This is a genomic window from Curtobacterium sp. MCLR17_059 (assembly GCF_003234665.1).
GTDB classification, from domain to species: Bacteria; Actinomycetota; Actinomycetes; order Actinomycetales; family Microbacteriaceae; genus Curtobacterium; species Curtobacterium flaccumfaciens.
This window is the reverse complement of record NZ_QKSU01000009.1, coordinates 1-16,779: the sequence shown is the minus strand read 5'-3', so window position 1 is coordinate 16,779 and position 16,779 is coordinate 1. Positions and strand designations below refer to the sequence as shown.

16 protein-coding genes are annotated in these 16,779 nt (G+C 68.4%); 9 read left to right on the top strand and 7 right to left on the bottom strand.

The window, feature by feature from the left end; all coding sequences use genetic code 11:
• Nucleotides 1-2: 2 nt before the first annotated feature.
• The 4 genes from DEJ12_RS12800 (at nucleotide 3) to DEJ12_RS12785 (ending at nucleotide 3,022) form a co-directional block, all read left to right on the top strand.
• Nucleotides 3-794 carry an HNH endonuclease family protein gene (locus DEJ12_RS12800; RefSeq protein ID WP_258370624.1) on the top strand — a complete coding sequence of 264 codons (792 nt, stop codon included), beginning with the start codon at nucleotides 3-5 and terminating at the stop codon, nucleotides 792-794.
• 77 nt (nucleotides 795-871) lie between these two features.
• Nucleotides 872-1,537, top strand: a complete 666-nt coding sequence (locus tag DEJ12_RS12795) for a GPP34 family phosphoprotein (protein WP_111030285.1) — start codon at nucleotides 872-874, stop codon at nucleotides 1,535-1,537.
• 160 nt (nucleotides 1,538-1,697) lie between these two features.
• Nucleotides 1,698-2,501, top strand: a complete 804-nt coding sequence (locus tag DEJ12_RS12790; RefSeq protein ID WP_111030284.1) for a glucose 1-dehydrogenase — start codon at nucleotides 1,698-1,700, stop codon at nucleotides 2,499-2,501.
• Between the two features lie 95 nt (nucleotides 2,502-2,596).
• Nucleotides 2,597-3,022 (top strand): SseB family protein, encoded by a 426-nt coding sequence (locus DEJ12_RS12785; protein WP_146245601.1) that lies wholly within the window; start codon nucleotides 2,597-2,599, stop codon nucleotides 3,020-3,022.
• 31 nt (nucleotides 3,023-3,053) lie between these two features.
• On the opposite strand, the gene DEJ12_RS12780 is transcribed toward DEJ12_RS12785, so the two are convergent.
• Nucleotides 3,054-3,911 carry a nuclease-related domain-containing protein gene (locus tag DEJ12_RS12780; protein ID WP_111030282.1) on the bottom strand — a complete coding sequence of 286 codons (858 nt, stop codon included), beginning with the start codon at nucleotides 3,909-3,911 and terminating at the stop codon, nucleotides 3,054-3,056.
• Between the two features lie 583 nt (nucleotides 3,912-4,494).
• Here DEJ12_RS12780 and DEJ12_RS12775 point away from each other — a divergent pair.
• A complete protein-coding gene (locus DEJ12_RS12775) occupies nucleotides 4,495-5,181 on the top strand; it encodes a hypothetical protein (protein ID WP_111030281.1) in 687 nt (228 codons plus the stop codon).
• 352 nt (nucleotides 5,182-5,533) lie between these two features.
• Here the strand turns inward: DEJ12_RS12775 and DEJ12_RS12770 are convergent, their stop codons facing one another.
• The 5 genes from DEJ12_RS12770 to DEJ12_RS12745 all read right to left on the bottom strand — a co-directional run bounded on the left by DEJ12_RS12770 (nucleotide 5,534) and on the right by DEJ12_RS12745 (nucleotide 12,838).
• Entirely contained in the window at nucleotides 5,534-6,133 is a 600-nt protein-coding gene (locus tag DEJ12_RS12770; protein ID WP_111030280.1) for a 4Fe-4S single cluster domain-containing protein, read from the bottom strand.
• Nucleotides 6,130-6,957, bottom strand: coding sequence for a helix-hairpin-helix domain-containing protein (locus DEJ12_RS12765; protein ID WP_111030279.1), 828 nt, complete (start codon nucleotides 6,955-6,957; stop codon nucleotides 6,130-6,132). Before DEJ12_RS12765 ends, DEJ12_RS12770 begins: the two co-directional genes overlap by 4 nt.
• A 205-nt stretch (nucleotides 6,958-7,162) precedes the next feature.
• The gene (locus tag DEJ12_RS12755; RefSeq protein WP_111030277.1) at nucleotides 7,163-7,591 is read right to left on the bottom strand and encodes a hypothetical protein; all 429 of its coding nucleotides are present in this window, start codon (nucleotides 7,589-7,591) and stop codon (nucleotides 7,163-7,165) included.
• Between the two features lies 1 nt (nucleotide 7,592).
• Nucleotides 7,593-9,116 (bottom strand): AAA family ATPase, encoded by a 1,524-nt coding sequence (locus DEJ12_RS12750; protein ID WP_258370625.1) that lies wholly within the window; start codon nucleotides 9,114-9,116, stop codon nucleotides 7,593-7,595.
• A gap of 224 nt (nucleotides 9,117-9,340) precedes the next feature.
• A complete protein-coding gene (locus DEJ12_RS12745) occupies nucleotides 9,341-12,838 on the bottom strand; it encodes a TM0106 family RecB-like putative nuclease (protein WP_111030275.1) in 3,498 nt (1,165 codons plus the stop codon).
• Between the two features lie 295 nt (nucleotides 12,839-13,133).
• On the opposite strand from DEJ12_RS12745, the gene DEJ12_RS17845 reads away from it, so the two are divergent.
• The gene (locus DEJ12_RS17845; RefSeq protein ID WP_111089906.1) at nucleotides 13,134-13,367 is read left to right on the top strand and encodes a hypothetical protein; all 234 of its coding nucleotides are present in this window, start codon (nucleotides 13,134-13,136) and stop codon (nucleotides 13,365-13,367) included.
• Between the two features lie 30 nt (nucleotides 13,368-13,397).
• On the top strand, nucleotides 13,398-15,194 hold the full coding sequence (locus DEJ12_RS12735; RefSeq protein WP_111030273.1) for a hypothetical protein: 1,797 nt from the start codon (nucleotides 13,398-13,400) through the stop codon (nucleotides 15,192-15,194).
• Nucleotides 15,195-15,218: 24 nt separating this feature from the next.
• Here the strand turns inward: DEJ12_RS12735 and DEJ12_RS12730 are convergent, their stop codons facing one another.
• Nucleotides 15,219-15,446, bottom strand: coding sequence for a DUF1653 domain-containing protein (locus DEJ12_RS12730; protein ID WP_258370626.1), 228 nt, complete (start codon nucleotides 15,444-15,446; stop codon nucleotides 15,219-15,221).
• A 91-nt stretch (nucleotides 15,447-15,537) separates the two neighbouring features.
• On the opposite strand from DEJ12_RS12730, the gene DEJ12_RS12725 reads away from it, so the two are divergent.
• Both DEJ12_RS12725 and DEJ12_RS12720 read left to right on the top strand, forming a co-directional pair.
• Entirely contained in the window at nucleotides 15,538-16,290 is a 753-nt protein-coding gene (locus DEJ12_RS12725; protein WP_146245602.1) for a hypothetical protein, read from the top strand.
• Between the two features lie 91 nt (nucleotides 16,291-16,381).
• Nucleotides 16,382-16,779 (top strand): co-chaperone YbbN (locus DEJ12_RS12720; RefSeq protein WP_111030362.1); only part of this gene is annotated, 398 nt, incomplete at its 3' end.

The following is a 16,779-nucleotide window of genomic DNA, read 5'->3' as shown; positions in this document are numbered from 1 at the left end:
GCATGACGTCCCGTCGACGCCGCAGCCGCATCACCCTGACCTCCGTCCTCGTCGTCCTGGCCCTCGCCGTGGGTGGTTACGCCCTCGACGCCACCGGTGTCCTCGGACCGGACGCCGACGCGGCGGGCACGACCGCTGCGGGCGGTCCCACGGCCGGGGAGACGACCACGATCGGACCGCAGCAGGCGTCGTCGGGGGCGAGCCCCGCCTCCAGTCCGACCGTCAGCCGCGGAACCGACGCCGACGCGGTCCGCGCGCGTACCCAGCTCGCCGACCTGCCCGTCAAGGGCAAGGCAGCCGGCACCGGCTACGACCGCACCGGTGACTTCGGCAGCGCCTGGCTCGACGTCGACCACAACGGGTGCGACACCCGGAACGACGTCCTCGCGCGCGACCTCGCCGACATCACCCGCGAGGGCCGCTGCAAGGTGCTCACCGGCACCCTCGTCTCGCCGTACACGGGTGCGACGGTGGACTTCGTGCGCGGCAACACGACCTCGACCCTCGTGCAGATCGACCACGTCGTCGCGCTCGAGAACGCCTGGCGCACCGGAGCGCAGCGGCTCACCGAGGCCGAGCGGCAGGCGCTGGCGAACGACCCGGTGAACCTGTTCGCCGTCGACGGCCGGTCCAACTCGCAGAAGGGCTCCGGCGACGCGGCGACCTGGCTCCCCGCGAACAAGGCGTTCCGCTGCACCTACATCGAGCACCAGGTCACGGTGAAGGCGAAGTACCACCTGTGGGTGGCTCCGGCGGAACGGGACGCGATGGTGCGGGTGCTGGACGCCTGCTGACGTCGGGCGGGTCCGGCGCCGCTGGGTGTCGGCTCGGAGGCCCGGCGCACCTCCGCCCCGCGTGGCAGGCTGCGGGCATGGCTGAGCAACTCACGGTCCCACAGGCGTTCGCGCTCCTGCAGGTCGAGCCCGACGGCCGCAAGTCCCTCGACGGGCAGACGCTGGACACCGGTCTCGCGGGCGCGGTCCTCGCTGACCTCGCACTCCGCGGTGTCCTCTCGCTGCAGGGCGGGCTGGTCACCGTCGTCAACGGCGCCGCCACGGGCGACCCGGTGCTCGACGGCGTCGTTGGGTCGATCGCGGCATCCGGTGCACCGCGCAAGGCGAAGTGGTGGGTGAGCCGACTCGGCAAGCAGCGGCTGCGCGACGACGTGTTCGCCGGCCTCGTCGCCAGGGGCATCATCAGCGTCGAGCAGGGCAAGGCGCTCGGCCTCTTCCCCACCACGAAGCACCCGGAGCGGGACGGAGCCCCGGAGGCACTGCTGCGTTCCGGCATCGGGGACGTGCTGGCTGGCCGAGCAGGACCCACGCCGTTCTCCGCCGCGGTCATCGGCCTGCTCGACGCGACGAACACCCTGCGCAAGCAGTTCGGCGCCGTCGACAAGGACCTGGTGAAGGGGATCACCTCGGGTACCTGGGCGAGCCCGGCGGTGAAGGCCGTGCTCGAGCAGATCGAGGCCGCGACGATCGTCGTGATCATGGCTGCGACCATGGCAACGACGACCTCGATCGTCACGAGCTGAGGCAGGCAGCGCGATGGTGCGGGTGCTGGACGCCTGCTGACTCCGCGGTTAAACGACAGGTGTAGTCTAGGCATCTCGATGCAGATGCATCGATCGGACTCGCTGCCCCACCGCGGACCCCGAGCCCTTCACCGTCGAAGACCTCAGGAGGCCTCCCACCATGCCCGAAACCACCACCGGCACCACCCGCTTCACCGACCGCGTCGTCCTCATCACCGGCGGCGGCTCCGGCCTCGGCCGCGCGACGGCCGTCCGCCTGGCAGCCGAGGGCGCTGCGCTCTCCCTCGTCGACGTCTCCGAGCAGGGGCTCGAGGCGACGAAGACCGCCGTGCTCGAGGCCGCCCCGGACGCGCAGGTCCTGACGACCGTCGCCGACGTGTCCGACGAGGCCCAGGTCGACGCCTACGTCACCGCCACCACCGAGCGCTTCGGCCGCATCGACGGCTTCTTCAACAACGCCGGCATCGAGGGCAAGCAGAACCCCACGGAGTCCTTCACCGCCGCCGAGTTCGACCGCGTCGTGTCGATCAACCTCCGCGGCGTGTTCCTCGGCCTCGAGAAGGTGCTCAAGGTCATGCGTGAGCAGGGCTCCGGCATGGTCGTGAACACCGCGAGCGTCGGCGGCATCCGCGGCATCGGCAACCAGTCCGGGTACGCGGCTGCCAAGCACGGCGTCGTCGGCCTCACCCGCAACTCGGCCGTCGAGTACGGCCGCTACGGCATCCGCATCAACGCCATCGCCCCCGGCGCCATCTGGACGCCCATGGTCGAGAACTCGATGAAGCAGCTCGATGCGGAGAACCCCCGCAAGGCCGCCGAGGAGTTCATCCAGGTCAACCCGACGAAGCGCTACGGCGAGGCCCCCGAGATCGCCGCCGTCGTCGCCTTCCTGCTGTCCGATGACGCGTCCTACGTCAACGCCACGGTCGTCCCGATCGACGGCGGGCAGTCGGCCGCGTACTGAGACCGTCACCTCCGACGCCCGGCGCACGTCCGCGTGCGCCGGGCGTCGGCCTGGAGGCGCGGCTCGGCCCCGCCGTGTCCGCCGACCGTGACAGCATGGCTGGTGTGAGTACCGATCAGACCAACGGGTCAGCCTTCGGCCGAGGCGTCGACAAGGCCCCGCCGACCGCTGCTGCCGAACTCCGACGGAGGATGGCGGCCTCGCCTGCGGGCTTCCTGCGCAGCGCGGCGTGGGTCCCCTGGAAGGCGGCGGGTACCCCGGAGGCCGGCAGCGTCGCCCACGTCATGATCCGGGACAAGCCGTTCGTGCCGGTCTTCACCGACCCGGGCGAACTCGCCGCTGGGCTGCCCGACGCCGAGGGGCGTCCGGTGCCGATGTCCGAGCTCGTGTCCGCGCTCCCCGAGGAGTTCGGCATCGTGGTCGACCCCACGAGTGCGGCCGAGGCAAACTTCCTGCACGCCGATGTCCTCGCCCAGATGCGGGCGCAGATGCAGAGCGGCGTCCCGACCAGCGACGACTGATCGCTCCGTCACAGGCGCGCAGCCTTCGTCGTCAGCCAGCCGCCATCGCCGCGACAGCGACGGCCCACCAGTACCCGAGCAGACCACCCGCCGGAACGGCCAGGACCGCGAGGACCCGAGCCCGGCGCATGAGGCTGCGGCGGGAGCGAGCGTCGGCGATCTCGCGTTCGAGTCGCTCGAAGCGCTGGACGTGGCGGAGTGTGTCGTTGATGACCACGGCATCGACGTGCCAGGTGCCCCGTTCCTCCGCCAGCATCGACAGGAAGCGCACGGCTTCGTCGGAGTGCGCACGTGGGAGGCCGCGGATCCAGCTCCCCACACGCTCGGGCTCGAGGACCGCGGCTGCCGGCGGCTTCTTGCCGAACCGGAGTTCGGCGGCCGCGACCACCAGGATCGGCTGCACGAGGATCGGACCGCCCGCTGCGGCCGACAGCAGGGCAGTCGCACGCTCCCCCTCGGCCAGCGCGCGGTGCAGGTGCGGCGTCCGCTGGCCGTTCACCATCAGTGTGCGTCCGCCCGCCCAGACCGCGCGACCGGAGTGGTTCTTCGTGTTGATCGAGAAGACACCGGTCGGACCGACGACGACGTGATCGATGTCCGTGCTACCCGCCCCGACCGGGACGGCGTGCAGGACCGTGAAGTCCGGGCCGAGTTCCTCGAGCTGTGCCGCGACCTGCCGCTCGCCTATCGCCCCCTTGAACCACGAACAGGCTTCCGGCCGGAGCGGGTCGTGCCCCCAGAACCGCTGCCAGGTCGTCAGCGCGGGGCCGTCGGCCTGGATCGCGAGACACTGCTGCATCACGGCGTACCCGGGCTTGCGGGCGCGGAGTGTCAGCGGCGCCGTTCCCTTCGGGCTCGGACGGTCCGCGGTGATCGTGTGCTCCCCCATGCCTCCACCGTTCCAGGACGGCGCCTGGTCCGGCCAGCCCTCGTTCTGGCGTCACAGCGCGGCGGGCGGGCCCATGGTTTCTCGCGGTTGACGGTTCTGGTTCACGATCCTCGGTATTCGCGAACCAGAACCGTCACGCAGCGCTGACTCATCCGGCATGCTCCGCGACGACCACCCAGGTCGCGGACACCACGATCGCCATGACGGTCGCGGTGCCGACAGCGACCGCCCATCCCTGCGGCCTCGTCCGACGAATGTCCTGCCCGAGGCCGAGGGGCGTCCTGTGCCGATGTCCGCGTGATCGTAGCGGTCTGCCACCTTCACTCCTGGCCAGCCCGTCAACCCAGTTCTGGGGATCGCTCACGTCGGCGTAGCCGATCAAGATGGGTCCGTCGTACTGAGCGGACGGGGGACGACGATGCCGTTGGGCGGTCCAGGACCACGAGATTGGTCCCCTCCGGAGTACTCGTCAGGACCCTCGCGAAGCGGTGCTCGCCGGCTGCCGACACTCCACGCACCCTCACCGCTGCTGAATGCAAAGCCACGCCGGCGCACGAGGCCCTGGGCGTTCGCGACCCTTGCGATGCTGCTCGGCTTCGGCAGCGTGGTCGTCGCACTCGTCGAGCCGCAACAGTCCGGGATCCAGACGGGCTTCATCGTCTCGACGATCGGCATCTCGGCGATCGTCTTCGGCGTGCAGGCGATCAAGACCGCACGATGGGACTCGGCCACTGCGCGGGCGTTCGGTCGCGGAGGTGCGATCCTCGGCAGCGTCGGGACGGCGCTCATGGCTTACGCGGTCATCGGGTCTGCTCTGGCGGGTACCGGTGTCCACCTGCCAGCACTCTCGCTCCCCCTCGATGGCCGGAGCGCTGCCGTCGGACCGGTTGCGGTCCCGCAACGCCCGGCCGTCGCTGTTCCGGTGGAGTCTGCTGTTCCGGCAGCGACGCCGGAACCTGCCGCGCCGCCAGCTCCGGCGACTGTCGAGACCGAGCGGTCGGCCGTCGTACAGAGCGCCGGCACGCTCGCCTTCGTCATGGAGCAGAGGTTCGGCATCGGTCCGTACCCGTCGACTCTGTCCGTCGGGCTGACCGCGCCGGAGCGGATCCTCCTGCCCGACGGCACCGGGCTCGCTGCCGTTCCTGATGGCGCACGCGTCCTGTACTCCGTCGCCCCGGACGGCACCGCGTGGACCGTCACGATCATCGGAGCACAGTTCGGGGCGGTGGCGACCTACAGCTCGACCATCGGCACCGTCGAGTCGGGATGATCCCCGCCGCTCAGCGACGGGGGTGGACCAGCTCGATGAAGCGGGACAACAGCGAGAGCCCTGAGATCGACGGCGGAAGCCCCGTAGTCGGCGCCGTTAAGTGTGCGAGTGAGCCGCCCGCAAAGGCTCGCACGGAGGAGCGGTCCAGGCCCTCGCGCCGCTCGTCACGGCATCGGGGACCTCGCTGTCGAACCCGACGAAGAATCCTTCGCCTGAAAAGACAGTTTCACGCGGCCACTGTGCACGGGGTCCTAGGGAGATCGACGCCGATGTTGCAGCGATGAGTCGGTGGCAACTTGACTCTCCGGCCACGCAGTGCGCCGCCTTCTAGCCCGGCTGAGACCGGATCAGTTCACCGCGAAGCACCGTCGCCTCCGAATCGGCGGCGTCCGATGCCAAGGGAGAATTTAGCGAGATCGTCGTCACGCAAGAAACCGGCTAGGTCGATCGAACCATCCGGTCCGACTCGCACCTCGACTGTGTTCGACCACGGAAGTTGCCCGACGTACCGATCGGTGAGGTGGATGAATCGCTGATTCTCCGATCCCACGAGCGGCCGGCGGCCTTCGGGTCGCTCCTTCATGTACGGTCCGTCAACCAACAAGTCCACGTTGCTGAGATCGACACGAGCTGCAAGCTCCGCGTGGGTGTACCCGGAGAACGCGATTACGCCGAGACCTGCCCGTCGGGCCGCTGCAGACAGCTCGCTGACGGCTTCGGCCTGGTCAAAGGGCTCGCCTCCAAGGAGTGTGAGCCCTTCGTCTCCTGAAGCGAGTGCAGCTTCGACGATGGTCGTGATTGCGACCGCGCGCCCGCCACGAGTGGTGAACAAATGGGGGTTGATACACCCGGCGCAACGGATGCTACAGCCCTGTGTCCAGACAGCGGTGCGCCGACCAGGACCCTCGGCGGTGGTTCCCGACAGGAGTCTCCCGACCTGGAGTCTCGTCAAAGGTCGAGCCGTCGACCGGTGGTCGCTCCGGGACCACCGTGGGTTTCGGTCGCCGCCCCGGCAGTCGATGGGTCACCTTGCATCTGGCTTCCGAGAACAAGGAGGTGCTGCAGGTTGAGGTAGACATGCGGCGGCAGGCCGGCAGCGGTCATCAGCTGATCCTTCGACCTGAAGCCGCCCAGCCGATCACGAGCGAGCACGATGTGCTGTGTGTCTTGCGGCGTGAGGCCCAACGAGCGGAAAGCGTCGACGCCTGCTCGATTCACGTCGACGGGCTGCGGAGGTCGCCAAGCGCCCGACGGCGGCGCGTCCGCGTGCCTTCCCCCGCCCTCCGGAGCGGGCGGCGCAGACCGCAAGCGGTAGTCCGCTGCCTCGGGATTACGCAGGACGGAATCGGCTTGCTGGCGAGACATCGGCATCGGCTGATGAGTTGGGGCCCCTTCGCTCCGGTCCGAGCTTGCGTACCAGGCTCCAGGCTGGTGGTGTGCGCGCCAGCGCAGCCAACTCTTCCGAAGAAGAAACGCGTGCACGATCCCGCCAGCCCAGTTTGCAAGGACGAACAAGCCAACCAGGGTCGATTCAATCGAATCTGATGGATCAGCTTTCGTCCCCGTGTCTACGACGGAGGAGAGCACCCAGACGAGTACATCGATGACCGTCCACCCCACTGCGATGAGAATCCAAGCGAGACGCTTCGTCTTCGCGGCAACAATCCAGAAGCCCACAGCGTTCACCAGCCCGAAGGTGAGAACGGACCAGAGAACCCACGAACTGTGTCGGAGACGCCACGATCGCGAACAAAGGCGTTCCTCGGGGGTGTTCATGCCCGGTCCTCAAGATTCCTCGTAGTGATTTCCGAGACGCTTGCCGGTTGTTCGTACTCCGCCGTCAACCTGGACTCCTGGAGAACCGCGTGCGGCGTAAGAGACGTCAGAGTGCTCATCTCGTCGAGACACGCTGGTCCCGAGACCCCGGCGGCCCGGCTCACGATCGAGCCGTCGGCATCGAGTGTCACGACTATCCGTTTTGTCATGCGCGCTCCTCGAAGACCATTTGCACTGAACCGTCGGCTGCAACTTCGCTCACGAGGTTCAAACCCATCTGAGCAGCACGCTCCCTGATGAGCTCTACGTTTCGCGCCTGGACGATGGACCCGACCCGCTTTTCAAGGTGGGCCAGGAACGCTGCGGTCACATCATCAGCGACACCGTCGATGCGACCGAGGAACACTTCACCGACACGCTGGAAGGTGAACGTGTTGGCGCCGATGGTACCGGTCACGCGGCCGTCGCCTTCTTCGACGTGCGCCGATCCGAGGGCAACGACCGCCTCTACGAGGAGACGCTGATCAGTGAGCCGCGTCGTTTGACACTTCTCGCACAGGTCGGTGCTGCGACTCTCGCGCCACGCGCCGTAGGCGGCGATGCCGAGCGGGATCAGGAGGACCTCAAGGCTCATGTCAGAACTCAATCGTTCGGCCGCCACGTGGCAACTGGTTGGAATGCGTGACGAGTACGGGCGAGAGCGGCGCCGCGGTTTCCGGTGGTGTGGCTGCGACCGCACGCGTCGCCGCCCAATCGCGAACGGCGCTGATCTGCTCGGCCTGCGTCACCGAGAGCGGGACGGTGTTCCGAACGGCCCGTGCGAAGTCAGCGAGGACGACTGCACGACGATCCGCGAAGGCGTCGAAACACGCGGAAATGACGGCCTCTGCGATCTCGGCGCCGGAGAACCCGTCCGTCGCTGCTGCGAGTTCGTCCACTGCATGTTTATCGAGAGTGAAGGCTCCAGCAGCTTTCGGACCGCTGCGGAGGCGACTCTCGATGTGAAGCTTCCAAATGTCGGCTCGTTCAGAACGGGTGGGCAGGTCGACGAAGAACACCTCGTCGAAACGCCCCTTCCTGAGGAACTCAGGCGGAAGACCATCGATCTTGTTGGCCGTTGCGATCACGAAGACGTTCGACGCCTTCTCCTGCATCCAGGTCAGGAAGGTGCCCAGGACTCGGCCGCTGGTACCGGAATCTCCCGCTCCGGTGCCAAACCCCTTCTCAATCTCATCGATCCAGAGGATGGACGGCGAAACTGCTTCGGCGAGGCTGAGGGCCTTTCGCATGTTCTGCTCACTGGACCCCACCAGTCCAGCGAATATCTTGCCGACATCGAGACGCAGGAGCGGAAGCCCCCATGCGCTCGCGATGCAGGTCGCTGTCAGACTCTTCCCGCATCCGGGAACCCCGGTGATGAGGACACCCTTCGGAGCGGGCACCCCCCACTCCGCGGCCTCACCGAGCCAGGCTCCGTTCCGCTTGAGGAGCCAACGCTTCAGATTGTCCAGCCCACCGACATCGTCCAACGTTCGCGACGGCGCGATGAACTCGAGAAGTCCGGACTTCCTGATCGTCTGCCGCTTCTCGTCCAGCACGAGCTTGATGTCTTCTGCGTCGAGTACCTTGTCCGAGGCGATCGCGCGTGCAAATGCGTTCTCCGCCTCTCCGAGCGTGAGGCCTTGCGCCGCCTGGATGAGGCGGTGCCGCTCCTCCGCTGACAACGCGACCGTGATGCTGTTTCGGTTGGCCGCGACGATCTCCTCGAGCACGCCGTCGATCTCGGCGGGTCCCGGGAGCGGAAGATCCACGACCGTCACAGCCTTCTCCAGCTCGACAGGGAGTGCCAGCGCAGGAGCAACGATCACGAGTGTGTGCGGCACGTCCCCGGTTCTGAAACGAGCGGCCACGTCCAGTACCGCGCGAACGACGCCGGGCTCGGCAGGACGACCGCCTGCTCCGAGGAAATGGTGGAGGTCGTGGAACACGAAAATGGTGGGCTCGGCAGCATCCATTGCGGCTGCGAGACCCTCTTGCGCAGGAAGCGGCTTCCCGCGCTCGCCCGCCACATGAAGCCCCTTCGAGAGGGTGAAGTGGACGACCTGCCGAGGACGCTTCAGCTCGCTGGCGAGTGCGACGCGCTCGATCTCGGCGGTCACGCGCTCGGCCTCGTGACTCTCGACCAGCAGGACCGCATGTCTCGCCCTGATGAGATCAATGAGCTTCGTTCTGAAGACGGCTCCGTCAGCTTGCAATTCGAGGTCCCCTTTCCACGCTCGGAGGTTATTGGACAACCATTGCTCTGCTCTAGTGCGACGCGCACCCCAGACCGGGGGCGAACGAATGATGCGGTTTTCCGCGTCCTAGCGTTCGTTGGCTGGGTTCACCGCTGTGCTGGCTCGACGAGCTCGATGAAGCGGGACAGCAGGGACAGGCCCGCGATCGACGGGGGCAGTCCGGTGGTCAGCGCCGGCGAGTGCACGAGGTAGGCCGCCCACTTCGCCCGCGAGATCGCCACGTTCAACCGGTTCGGCATGAGCAGGAAGTCGAGGCCGCGGGGGATGTCCGCTGCGCTCGACGCTGCCAGGGACACGATCGACACGACGGCTTCTCGTCCCTGGAACAGGTCGACTGTGCCGACCTGGGTGCCGGTGAAGCCAGCGCGGTCGAGTTCCTGCCGGATCAGTGCCCCCTGCGCGTTGTACGGCGCCACCACGATGACGTCCTCGTCGGTCAGGGCGCGGGTGTCGGAACCGTCGGTCCAGGTGCGACCGACGACGTCGCCGACGAGGGCGACGACCCGGGCGGCCTCCTCAGCAGAGGACGTCGTGTTGCCCGCGTGCAGGACCGGCACGGGGTGCACACCCGCGTCGATGCCGTCGAGGTGCCGCCCGGAGACCATCGAGGCGAGCTGCCCGTCGTAGGACAGGGCCGAGACGGATTCGGTCAGCGCGGGCTCCATGCGGCGGGTGCGGGCCAGGAAGTAGCCGAACTCGGGCGGCAGGACGTGTTGGCCGTCGGCGAGCCAGCCGAGCGCGGACTCATCGACGGGCTCCGGGTGGGAGCCCTGGGACACCTGGGGCAGCTGCTGGGGGTCTCCGAGCAGCAGCAACCGCGTGGCGGCGACGGACGACGCGATGGTCGGGGCGAGGGAGAACTGCCCGGCCTCGTCGACCACGAGCAGGTCGAGGGAACGGCGCTCGATCGTCGACTCGTTCGCGAAGGTCCACGCCGTGCCCCCGACGACACCGCCGGTGCCCGAGGCCTCGCACGAGGACAGGAACGCGGCGACCGCGGCACCGTTCTTCACCGGGGTCCAGGCTGCGGATTCGAGCTCGTCCTCGGTCGCGCCGGACTTCGGCACCTTCACGACCCGGTCCGCGGGGACGCCGGCCTTGACCACCGAGGCCAGGAAGTTCTCCGACGTCGCGTGGGACTGCCCGACGACCCCCACGCGCCAGCCGTACTCGCGGACGAGCCGGGCGACGACGTTCGAGCCGACGTAGGTCTTGCCCGTGCCGGGAGGGCCCTGGATCGCCAGGTACGACCGGTCGAGGTCGAGCAACGTTGACACCACCGCCGACACCGTGTCGTCGCCCTGCACCGGGACGATCGGGCCACGCGGGGGCACCCGACGCAGCAGGTCGAGCGCCGGGTCGGGCAGCATCGCCGGCAGCTCGTCGAGCACGGCCTGACCCCACCAGGCGATCGCCTCCGGCTGGGGCTTCGCTCGGGGCGGTGCCGACGGGGCGAGGGCCACCGGGAACTCATGGTGCGGCTCGCCACCGACGGGCAGGCCCTCCTTCAGCAGGATCTCGACGGCATCTCCGTTGTCCCAGACGTCCACGATCACGGCGCGCGACGACGCGCCCTTCGACCCGGGGCCCGGTGAGGCGACCGATGGCGGAAGTGGGTCGTCGTACACCAGGTGGGGCGTGCCTCCAGGCCGGAGCCGCGAGCCGGGCGCGAGCGTCCCCGACAACCGGAGTTCCCGCGACTGCGAACGGGCACGCGGCAGCGTGTCCCAGTCGCGCTCGACGGACGCACGCTCCACGACCAGGACGTCACGCGTGTCGGCCCAGTCGTCGACCGGGTTCCGCAGGCGGTCGAAGTGGTCCTGCCAGAAGGTCTTGGCCTCGCGGCGGTGGTAGTCGATCGCGGCTGCGGCGAGCGCCAACGCGGTCTGGTCAGGGGTGCGGTCGAGGGCGTCGACGTCCTCGAGCTGCGAGGCCAACGCGACGGACACCGGGTTCGGCTCGCGCTCGACGGGGATCGGCGGGACCTCGAGCTCGAGCGCGGGGTCGGCCGCATCGGGGTCGTCGGGACGCAGCGAGCGGAGCCAGTCGCGCAGGCGCAGGGTCGAGCGGCAGTCGTAGGCGTTGTAGTCGGCGACCTGGTCGAGCATCCGCTGCCCTTCGGCGGCGTCGCCGTTCCGGAGTTCCTCGATCGCGTCGACGTAGGCGGTGATGCTGTCCGCGGCGTTCGTGACGTTGCTCTCGCGCAGGTCCGAGCCCATGTACAGCGGTTCGAGCTTCTTGATCGAGTAGCTGTGGCTGCCGACGACCAGGGCCTTGCGGACGATCGGGTACAGGTCGACCAGGACGCCGGCACGCAGCAGGTCGTCGACGGCCTCTTCACCCACCCCGTGCCGGGCGGCGAGCGACAGCAGGTGCGTCCGCTCGTAGGCCGCGTAGTGGTAGATGTGCATCCCCGGGTACTGCTGTCGCCGGGCCTCGATGAACTCGAGGAACTGCTCCAGCGCGACTCGTTCGTCGCGGATGGTGTGCGCCCAGAACGCGGTGAACTCCGCGCGGTCGTCGACCAGGCCGAACAGGTAGTCGAGGCCCCAGTGCACGCCGTCCTCGGTGTGCAGCGGGTCGCCCTCGAAGTCGAAGAACACGTCGCCCGGGTCGGGTGCCGGGATCGCGTCGAGCGCACGGGCATCGAGGACCTCGAAGCGCGGCTTCACGGGCTGGCCCGGCGCGTCGGCACCCGTCCGTCGGGCGTCTTCCGACTCGATCTGGAGGCTCCCCTGACGTACCAGCCGATCCTGCGTCGCGCGGGACAAGCCCGGTACTGCCCGGGTGCGGACCGCCAGGTCGTCGATCGTCCGCACCTCGTGCTTGATCAGCTTCGCTCGTTGGTCGAGGCGCATGCCCGCGACGAGGACGAGGTCGCGGTGCTCGGCCACCTGTGTGGAGCAGACGGCGCATCGGCCACACGACGAGTAGCGCGGGTCACCCCACTGCAGGGCCTCGTCGGCGGCGATGCGCTCGGCGATGACCCGCTGCAGTTCGGCGCGCTGCGTGCGGTACACCGGCGCGATGTCGGCGAGGTCGTGCGTGGTGGTCGTCCGGTCGCCGAGCACCAGGTGCACTTGCTGCCCGGTGGGGATGCCGTGCGCCTGCATCTGCTCGGCGTACGCGGCGAGCTGCAGCAGGGCGCTGATCTTGGCGTGCCGGGCGAGCTTGGTGTCGTAGACCTCGTACTCGCCGCGGTCGTTGCGGATGATGAAGTCCGCGAAGCCGATGAAGCCGGGGGCGTCTGCGGACGGTGCTGCGTGGAACGTCGGCTGGTACAGCACGTCGGCACCGTCGGCGAAGGCCTGTCGTGCTTCGGCTGCGGCGCGTGCGTAGTCCGGCGGGGCGGGGCGGTCGAACTCGACGACGTTGCGGGTCTGCTTGAGGATGTCGAGGTAGTCGAGCTCGTGCTGGTCCCCCAGCCGAGCCGTGCGCTCGAGCATGTCGTCGTGCGTGTCCGGCAGGGCCTCCCCGCGGCCGAGCTTGGCGTCGAGGCGGCGGAGGAACGCCCACTCGCAGGCCGACCACGTCGACAAGTCGCTGGGGCTGAGGACGACGCCACCGTCACTCGTGATCTGCATCCTGCTCCCCCGTCTCGTGTGGTGCCCTGCGAGCCTAGGGGCGGCCGCCGACACGGTCGGCGATCGACGTCACGAACGACGAGCGGGCTGCTGCTACTGTCCCGCTGACGACAGGTGACGTCGCGACGGACCGAAGGGCTGAACGGTGGGGTTGTTCAAGACCGCAGAGGAAAAGGAGCGAGCCCGAGCGCAGGCTGTCGCGAAGAAGGCAACGGACGCGGAGCGAGCCGCACAGCGACGTCACGACGAATCCCCGATCGGACGCGCAGAACTCGCACTCGCCGCAGGGAAGGCCTTGTTCGAGCTCTCCTTGCCCGTCGAGAGCGACGACGGCCGAACGCTCAGCGACATCGAGGCGATCGGTTGGCGGCTGCAGCACACCGGGTACGTCCATAAGGTGTCGATCTCGTCACTCAGCAACACGCAGAACCAGCTCGATCAGGTGTTCTCGAGCGGGCGAGTCGTCGGCGTGTACGTCTTCCGACGGGACGCTGTCGCACCGACGGACGCTCATGACTCCGTAGGCTGACCGCGGCTAGCCACGACCGCGAGGACACAGATGCCAGAACGCCCGACCCTGCTCTTCCTCCACGGTGTCGGGAAGGGAGACCCTGACGGCGCTTGGCGCGTGGCCCTCTCGGGCGCACTGGTGCGCCTCGGCTACCCGGCGATCGGAGCGGACGCCTACATTGCGCCGCGCTACGCGCACCTCCTGAACGGCACTGACGACGCCGATCGTGTCCCGCCGATCACGAGCAAGCCACTCCGGCGCGAGGATGCGCGGAGAAACCGGCGGGAATTCGAAGGCCGAACTGCGGCGATGGAGTTCCGCGTCGGTCAGAACGATCTCGGAACGGGCTACGACCAGGCGGAGGCGGTCATCGGGGCTGCGACCGAGCTGCCGCAGTTCAAACAGGCCAGGAACTACCTGGAGCATGATGACATCCGCGCAAGCGTTCTCGTCCGAGTACTCAAAGCGCTCCCCAAGACAGGACAGCTGCTGATTGTCGGGCACAGCTTGGGATCAGTTGTGGCGGCAGACATCGTCAGACGGCTACCGCCTGCGATCGAGGTCGTCGGGATGGTCACGATCGGCAGCCCCTTGGCGAGCCGACGTTTTTCGATCGACGACCTCACCAATGCGATGGACGAGCCGCCGACGAACCTGGGGTGGTGGGTGAACTTCTGGAACCGCCTGGACCCGGTGGCCTCACACCGCGGTCTGTCATCGGTGTTCCCGTGGCTCCTCGACCACCAAGTCGTGACGGCAGCGAATGTGCACGTCCACGATGCGGTCGAGTACCTGAGCGACCCCGCCGTCGCGACTGCCATCGGCTTCGGACTCTTCGGTTCCCACTCGCAGGAGCTCGTGCCGGCTGCCCGCGGAGTGGACACCCCGGTCGATGAGACTGAACTGCTCGGCCTGCTCGCATTGCGGTACGCCACGCATCTCCGGAACGGGCTCGACGGCGACGACCGCGAGCGTTTCGAAGGTGCCCTTCGTCATGTGCAATCCACGGTCGCGCAGGGCATGTTGACCCGTCGCGCAGCCGAAGGTCGCCCCGCCCCCGCGCGCATCACTGAGCTCACGTTCGACCTGGCCGACGTGCACGCTGCCGTTCCGGAGCCTCCCGTCGTCACGTTGCGTGACCGGAGCGCGGCGGTCGTCCCGCTCATCGTGCTCACTTCGGGAAACGTCCTGCGGCCGTTCGAGATTGATGTTTCGAAGAAGGTCCGCCAACAGGCGATGCGCGACCTCGCTGCGGAGTCAGGTCTGGGGAGTCCGTTCGGAGATCTCGTGCTCGAGGCCACCACAACCGCTCAGAACGTGCTCAACCCTGGCCGTGGTGCTGCCTGGTGGAAGCTCGGCGCAATCGGCGTCGGTGCGGCAGCGCTGGTGGTCGCAACTGGCGGGCTGGCACTCGCGGCTGCGCCCGGTGTCGTCGGAGCGGCCGCTGTCACGAGCGCCCTCGCCGCGTTCGGCCCCGGCGGCATGATCGGCGGCCTCGTCACCGCTGGAAGCCTCATCGCAGCTGGTGGCGGAGGCATCGCGGTCGGCAGCAGCAGCCTCGCCGCCGGACTCGCCAGCCCTGACACCTCCGCTGAGGCGCTCGAATCCATCGTCACCCGACAGCTCACCGCGGTGGTCCTCCGACAAAAAGCCGGACTCGAGCAAGATCCCGCGGTCTGGCGAGCGCTCGCAGAGACGGAGCGTCAAGTCCGTCGAGAACACGAACGTCTCGATGAGTTCTCGGACCCTTCGGCACCGTCACTCAAAGAGCTGCAGCGGAAAATCTTGGCGATCGAGCGAGCGCTCGAATACATGCGAGAGCACGGCCTCGACCCAGTCAACTGAACTGCAGGAACGTCTTTGGGGCGCTCAGACCTGTGCGGTCTCGACACGCACGAACCGCGGCCCGTCGTACCCGTCACGTGTCACGTGTGCTGTGAAGTCGGCGAGCGTGCGAACCCAGTGCCCGCGTTCGCCATAGAGCGCCTGGTACACGACCACGGGCTCCTCGGTCTCGACGTCCCGGGCGACGAGCAGCACCTCGTAGTCGTTGCCCTTGAAGTGTCGGTAGCGGCCCGCGGTCACGTCGTCAGTCACCCGACCGAGGGTACGGCGCGAGCGGAGGGACCACGACCCCGCGTTCTGCTTGACTGAACAGCACGGGGAACGAGCACCACGGGGGAACGACATGACCACATTGAGCACGCGCGAGCGGGACCGTCGCGCACAGCGCGTCTTCTTCGTCGTGATGGCGGTCGTCATGGCGGGGGTGGACGTCTGGCTGCACTTCCACGCCGGCGTCATCCGCCCCTCGGCCTTCTGGGTCCCCACGGTCGTCGGACTCGTGTACGGCGCCGTGGTGTGGCCGCTCGGCCTGCGTCAGGAGTCGAGGTGGTGGCCGAACCTGGTCGGGGCGGGGTTCCTCGGTGGCTTCCTCGTCCTCATCGCGACGAAGACGTTCTCGCCGTACGCCTGGTTCCTCGCGGTCGTGATCGGGTCGTTGCTGTTCCAGGCCGCCCTCCCGCGGAAACGACCCGCGGCGCGGGTCGCCGCCAGGCTCCCCCTGACCGAGGTGCAACCGTGGACCGGGTCGGGAGTCACGGCCACGGTGGTCGAGCATCCGTTCGGCAAGAGCCGGACGAAGCCAGCCGTCGCCCTCACCACGCAGGACGGGGCCACCGCGTTCCTGGTGATGGAGCTCGCCTCGTTCTTCGACGGTGAATCGGCGATCGCAGAATCGACGAACGGCGAACAGCTGACCTTCCTCACCAGGAAGGGCGTCGCGGCGAAGTCGTCCGTCCTCGACGACGCGACGCCGGGGATCGCCGACGGCATGCTTTTCCTGCACTCGGCGAAGGACGAGTCGCGGCCTTCCGCCGTCTTCAGCAACGACGACGCCGCCGCGTTCGAGCAGTGGGTCCGCACGCTCCCCGAGGGCTGAGCACCCGCCAAGCCCGGCGAGACGCGCACACCTCGCGGTCACATCCGGTCACGTTCGACAGCAGTTCGTCAGCCGGGCGTATCGTCGCCGTGTGAACGTCGGAACCGCAGTGGCCGTGCTCGTGGGGGTCCTCGCGCTCGCGACGGTCCTCGGTCTCCTGCTCCGCCACCGGACCGGACGAGCCCGACCGGTGGGCACCGCCACGTCGTCGAGGCAGGACGCAGACGGCCTCGCGCTCGACAACGACTACGGCGCGGCCGCGACCCTCGTCCAGTTCTCGACGCCGACGTGTGCTCGTTGCCCGGCCACGCGCCGGCTGCTCGCCGCCGTCGCCGGTCAACACGAGGGCGTTCGCCGCATCGAGATCGACCTCGCGGAGCGACCCGAACTCGCGAGCCGCTTCGAAGTCCTGCAGACCCCGACGGTCCTGCTGCTCGACGCCGACCGCTCGGTCCACACCCGCTTCGGAGGCCCTGTCTCTTATACACA

Excerpts from the sequence above, each read along its gene's own strand:
- DEJ12_RS12765 (WP_111030279.1), bottom strand. The coding sequence starts at position 6,957 with ATGAACACCCCCGAGGAACGCCTTTGTTCGCGATCGTGGCGTCTCCGA.
- DEJ12_RS12790 (WP_111030284.1), top strand. The coding sequence starts at position 1,698 with ATGCCCGAAACCACCACCGGCACCACCCGCTTCACCGACCGCGTCGTC.
- DEJ12_RS12800 (WP_258370624.1), top strand. The coding sequence starts at position 3 with ATGACGTCCCGTCGACGCCGCAGCCGCATCACCCTGACCTCCGTCCTC.
- DEJ12_RS12755 (WP_111030277.1), bottom strand. The coding sequence starts at position 7,591 with ATGAGCCTTGAGGTCCTCCTGATCCCGCTCGGCATCGCCGCCTACGGC.
- DEJ12_RS12785 (WP_146245601.1), top strand. The coding sequence starts at position 2,597 with ATGGCTGGTGTGAGTACCGATCAGACCAACGGGTCAGCCTTCGGCCGA.
- DEJ12_RS12775 (WP_111030281.1), top strand. The coding sequence starts at position 4,495 with ATGCTGCTCGGCTTCGGCAGCGTGGTCGTCGCACTCGTCGAGCCGCAA.
- DEJ12_RS12745 (WP_111030275.1), bottom strand. The coding sequence starts at position 12,838 with ATGCAGATCACGAGTGACGGTGGCGTCGTCCTCAGCCCCAGCGACTTG.
- DEJ12_RS12795 (WP_111030285.1), top strand. The coding sequence starts at position 872 with ATGGCTGAGCAACTCACGGTCCCACAGGCGTTCGCGCTCCTGCAGGTC.
- DEJ12_RS12780 (WP_111030282.1), bottom strand. The coding sequence starts at position 3,911 with ATGGGGGAGCACACGATCACCGCGGACCGTCCGAGCCCGAAGGGAACG.
- DEJ12_RS12725 (WP_146245602.1), top strand. The coding sequence starts at position 15,538 with ATGACCACATTGAGCACGCGCGAGCGGGACCGTCGCGCACAGCGCGTC.
- DEJ12_RS12735 (WP_111030273.1), top strand. The coding sequence starts at position 13,398 with ATGCCAGAACGCCCGACCCTGCTCTTCCTCCACGGTGTCGGGAAGGGA.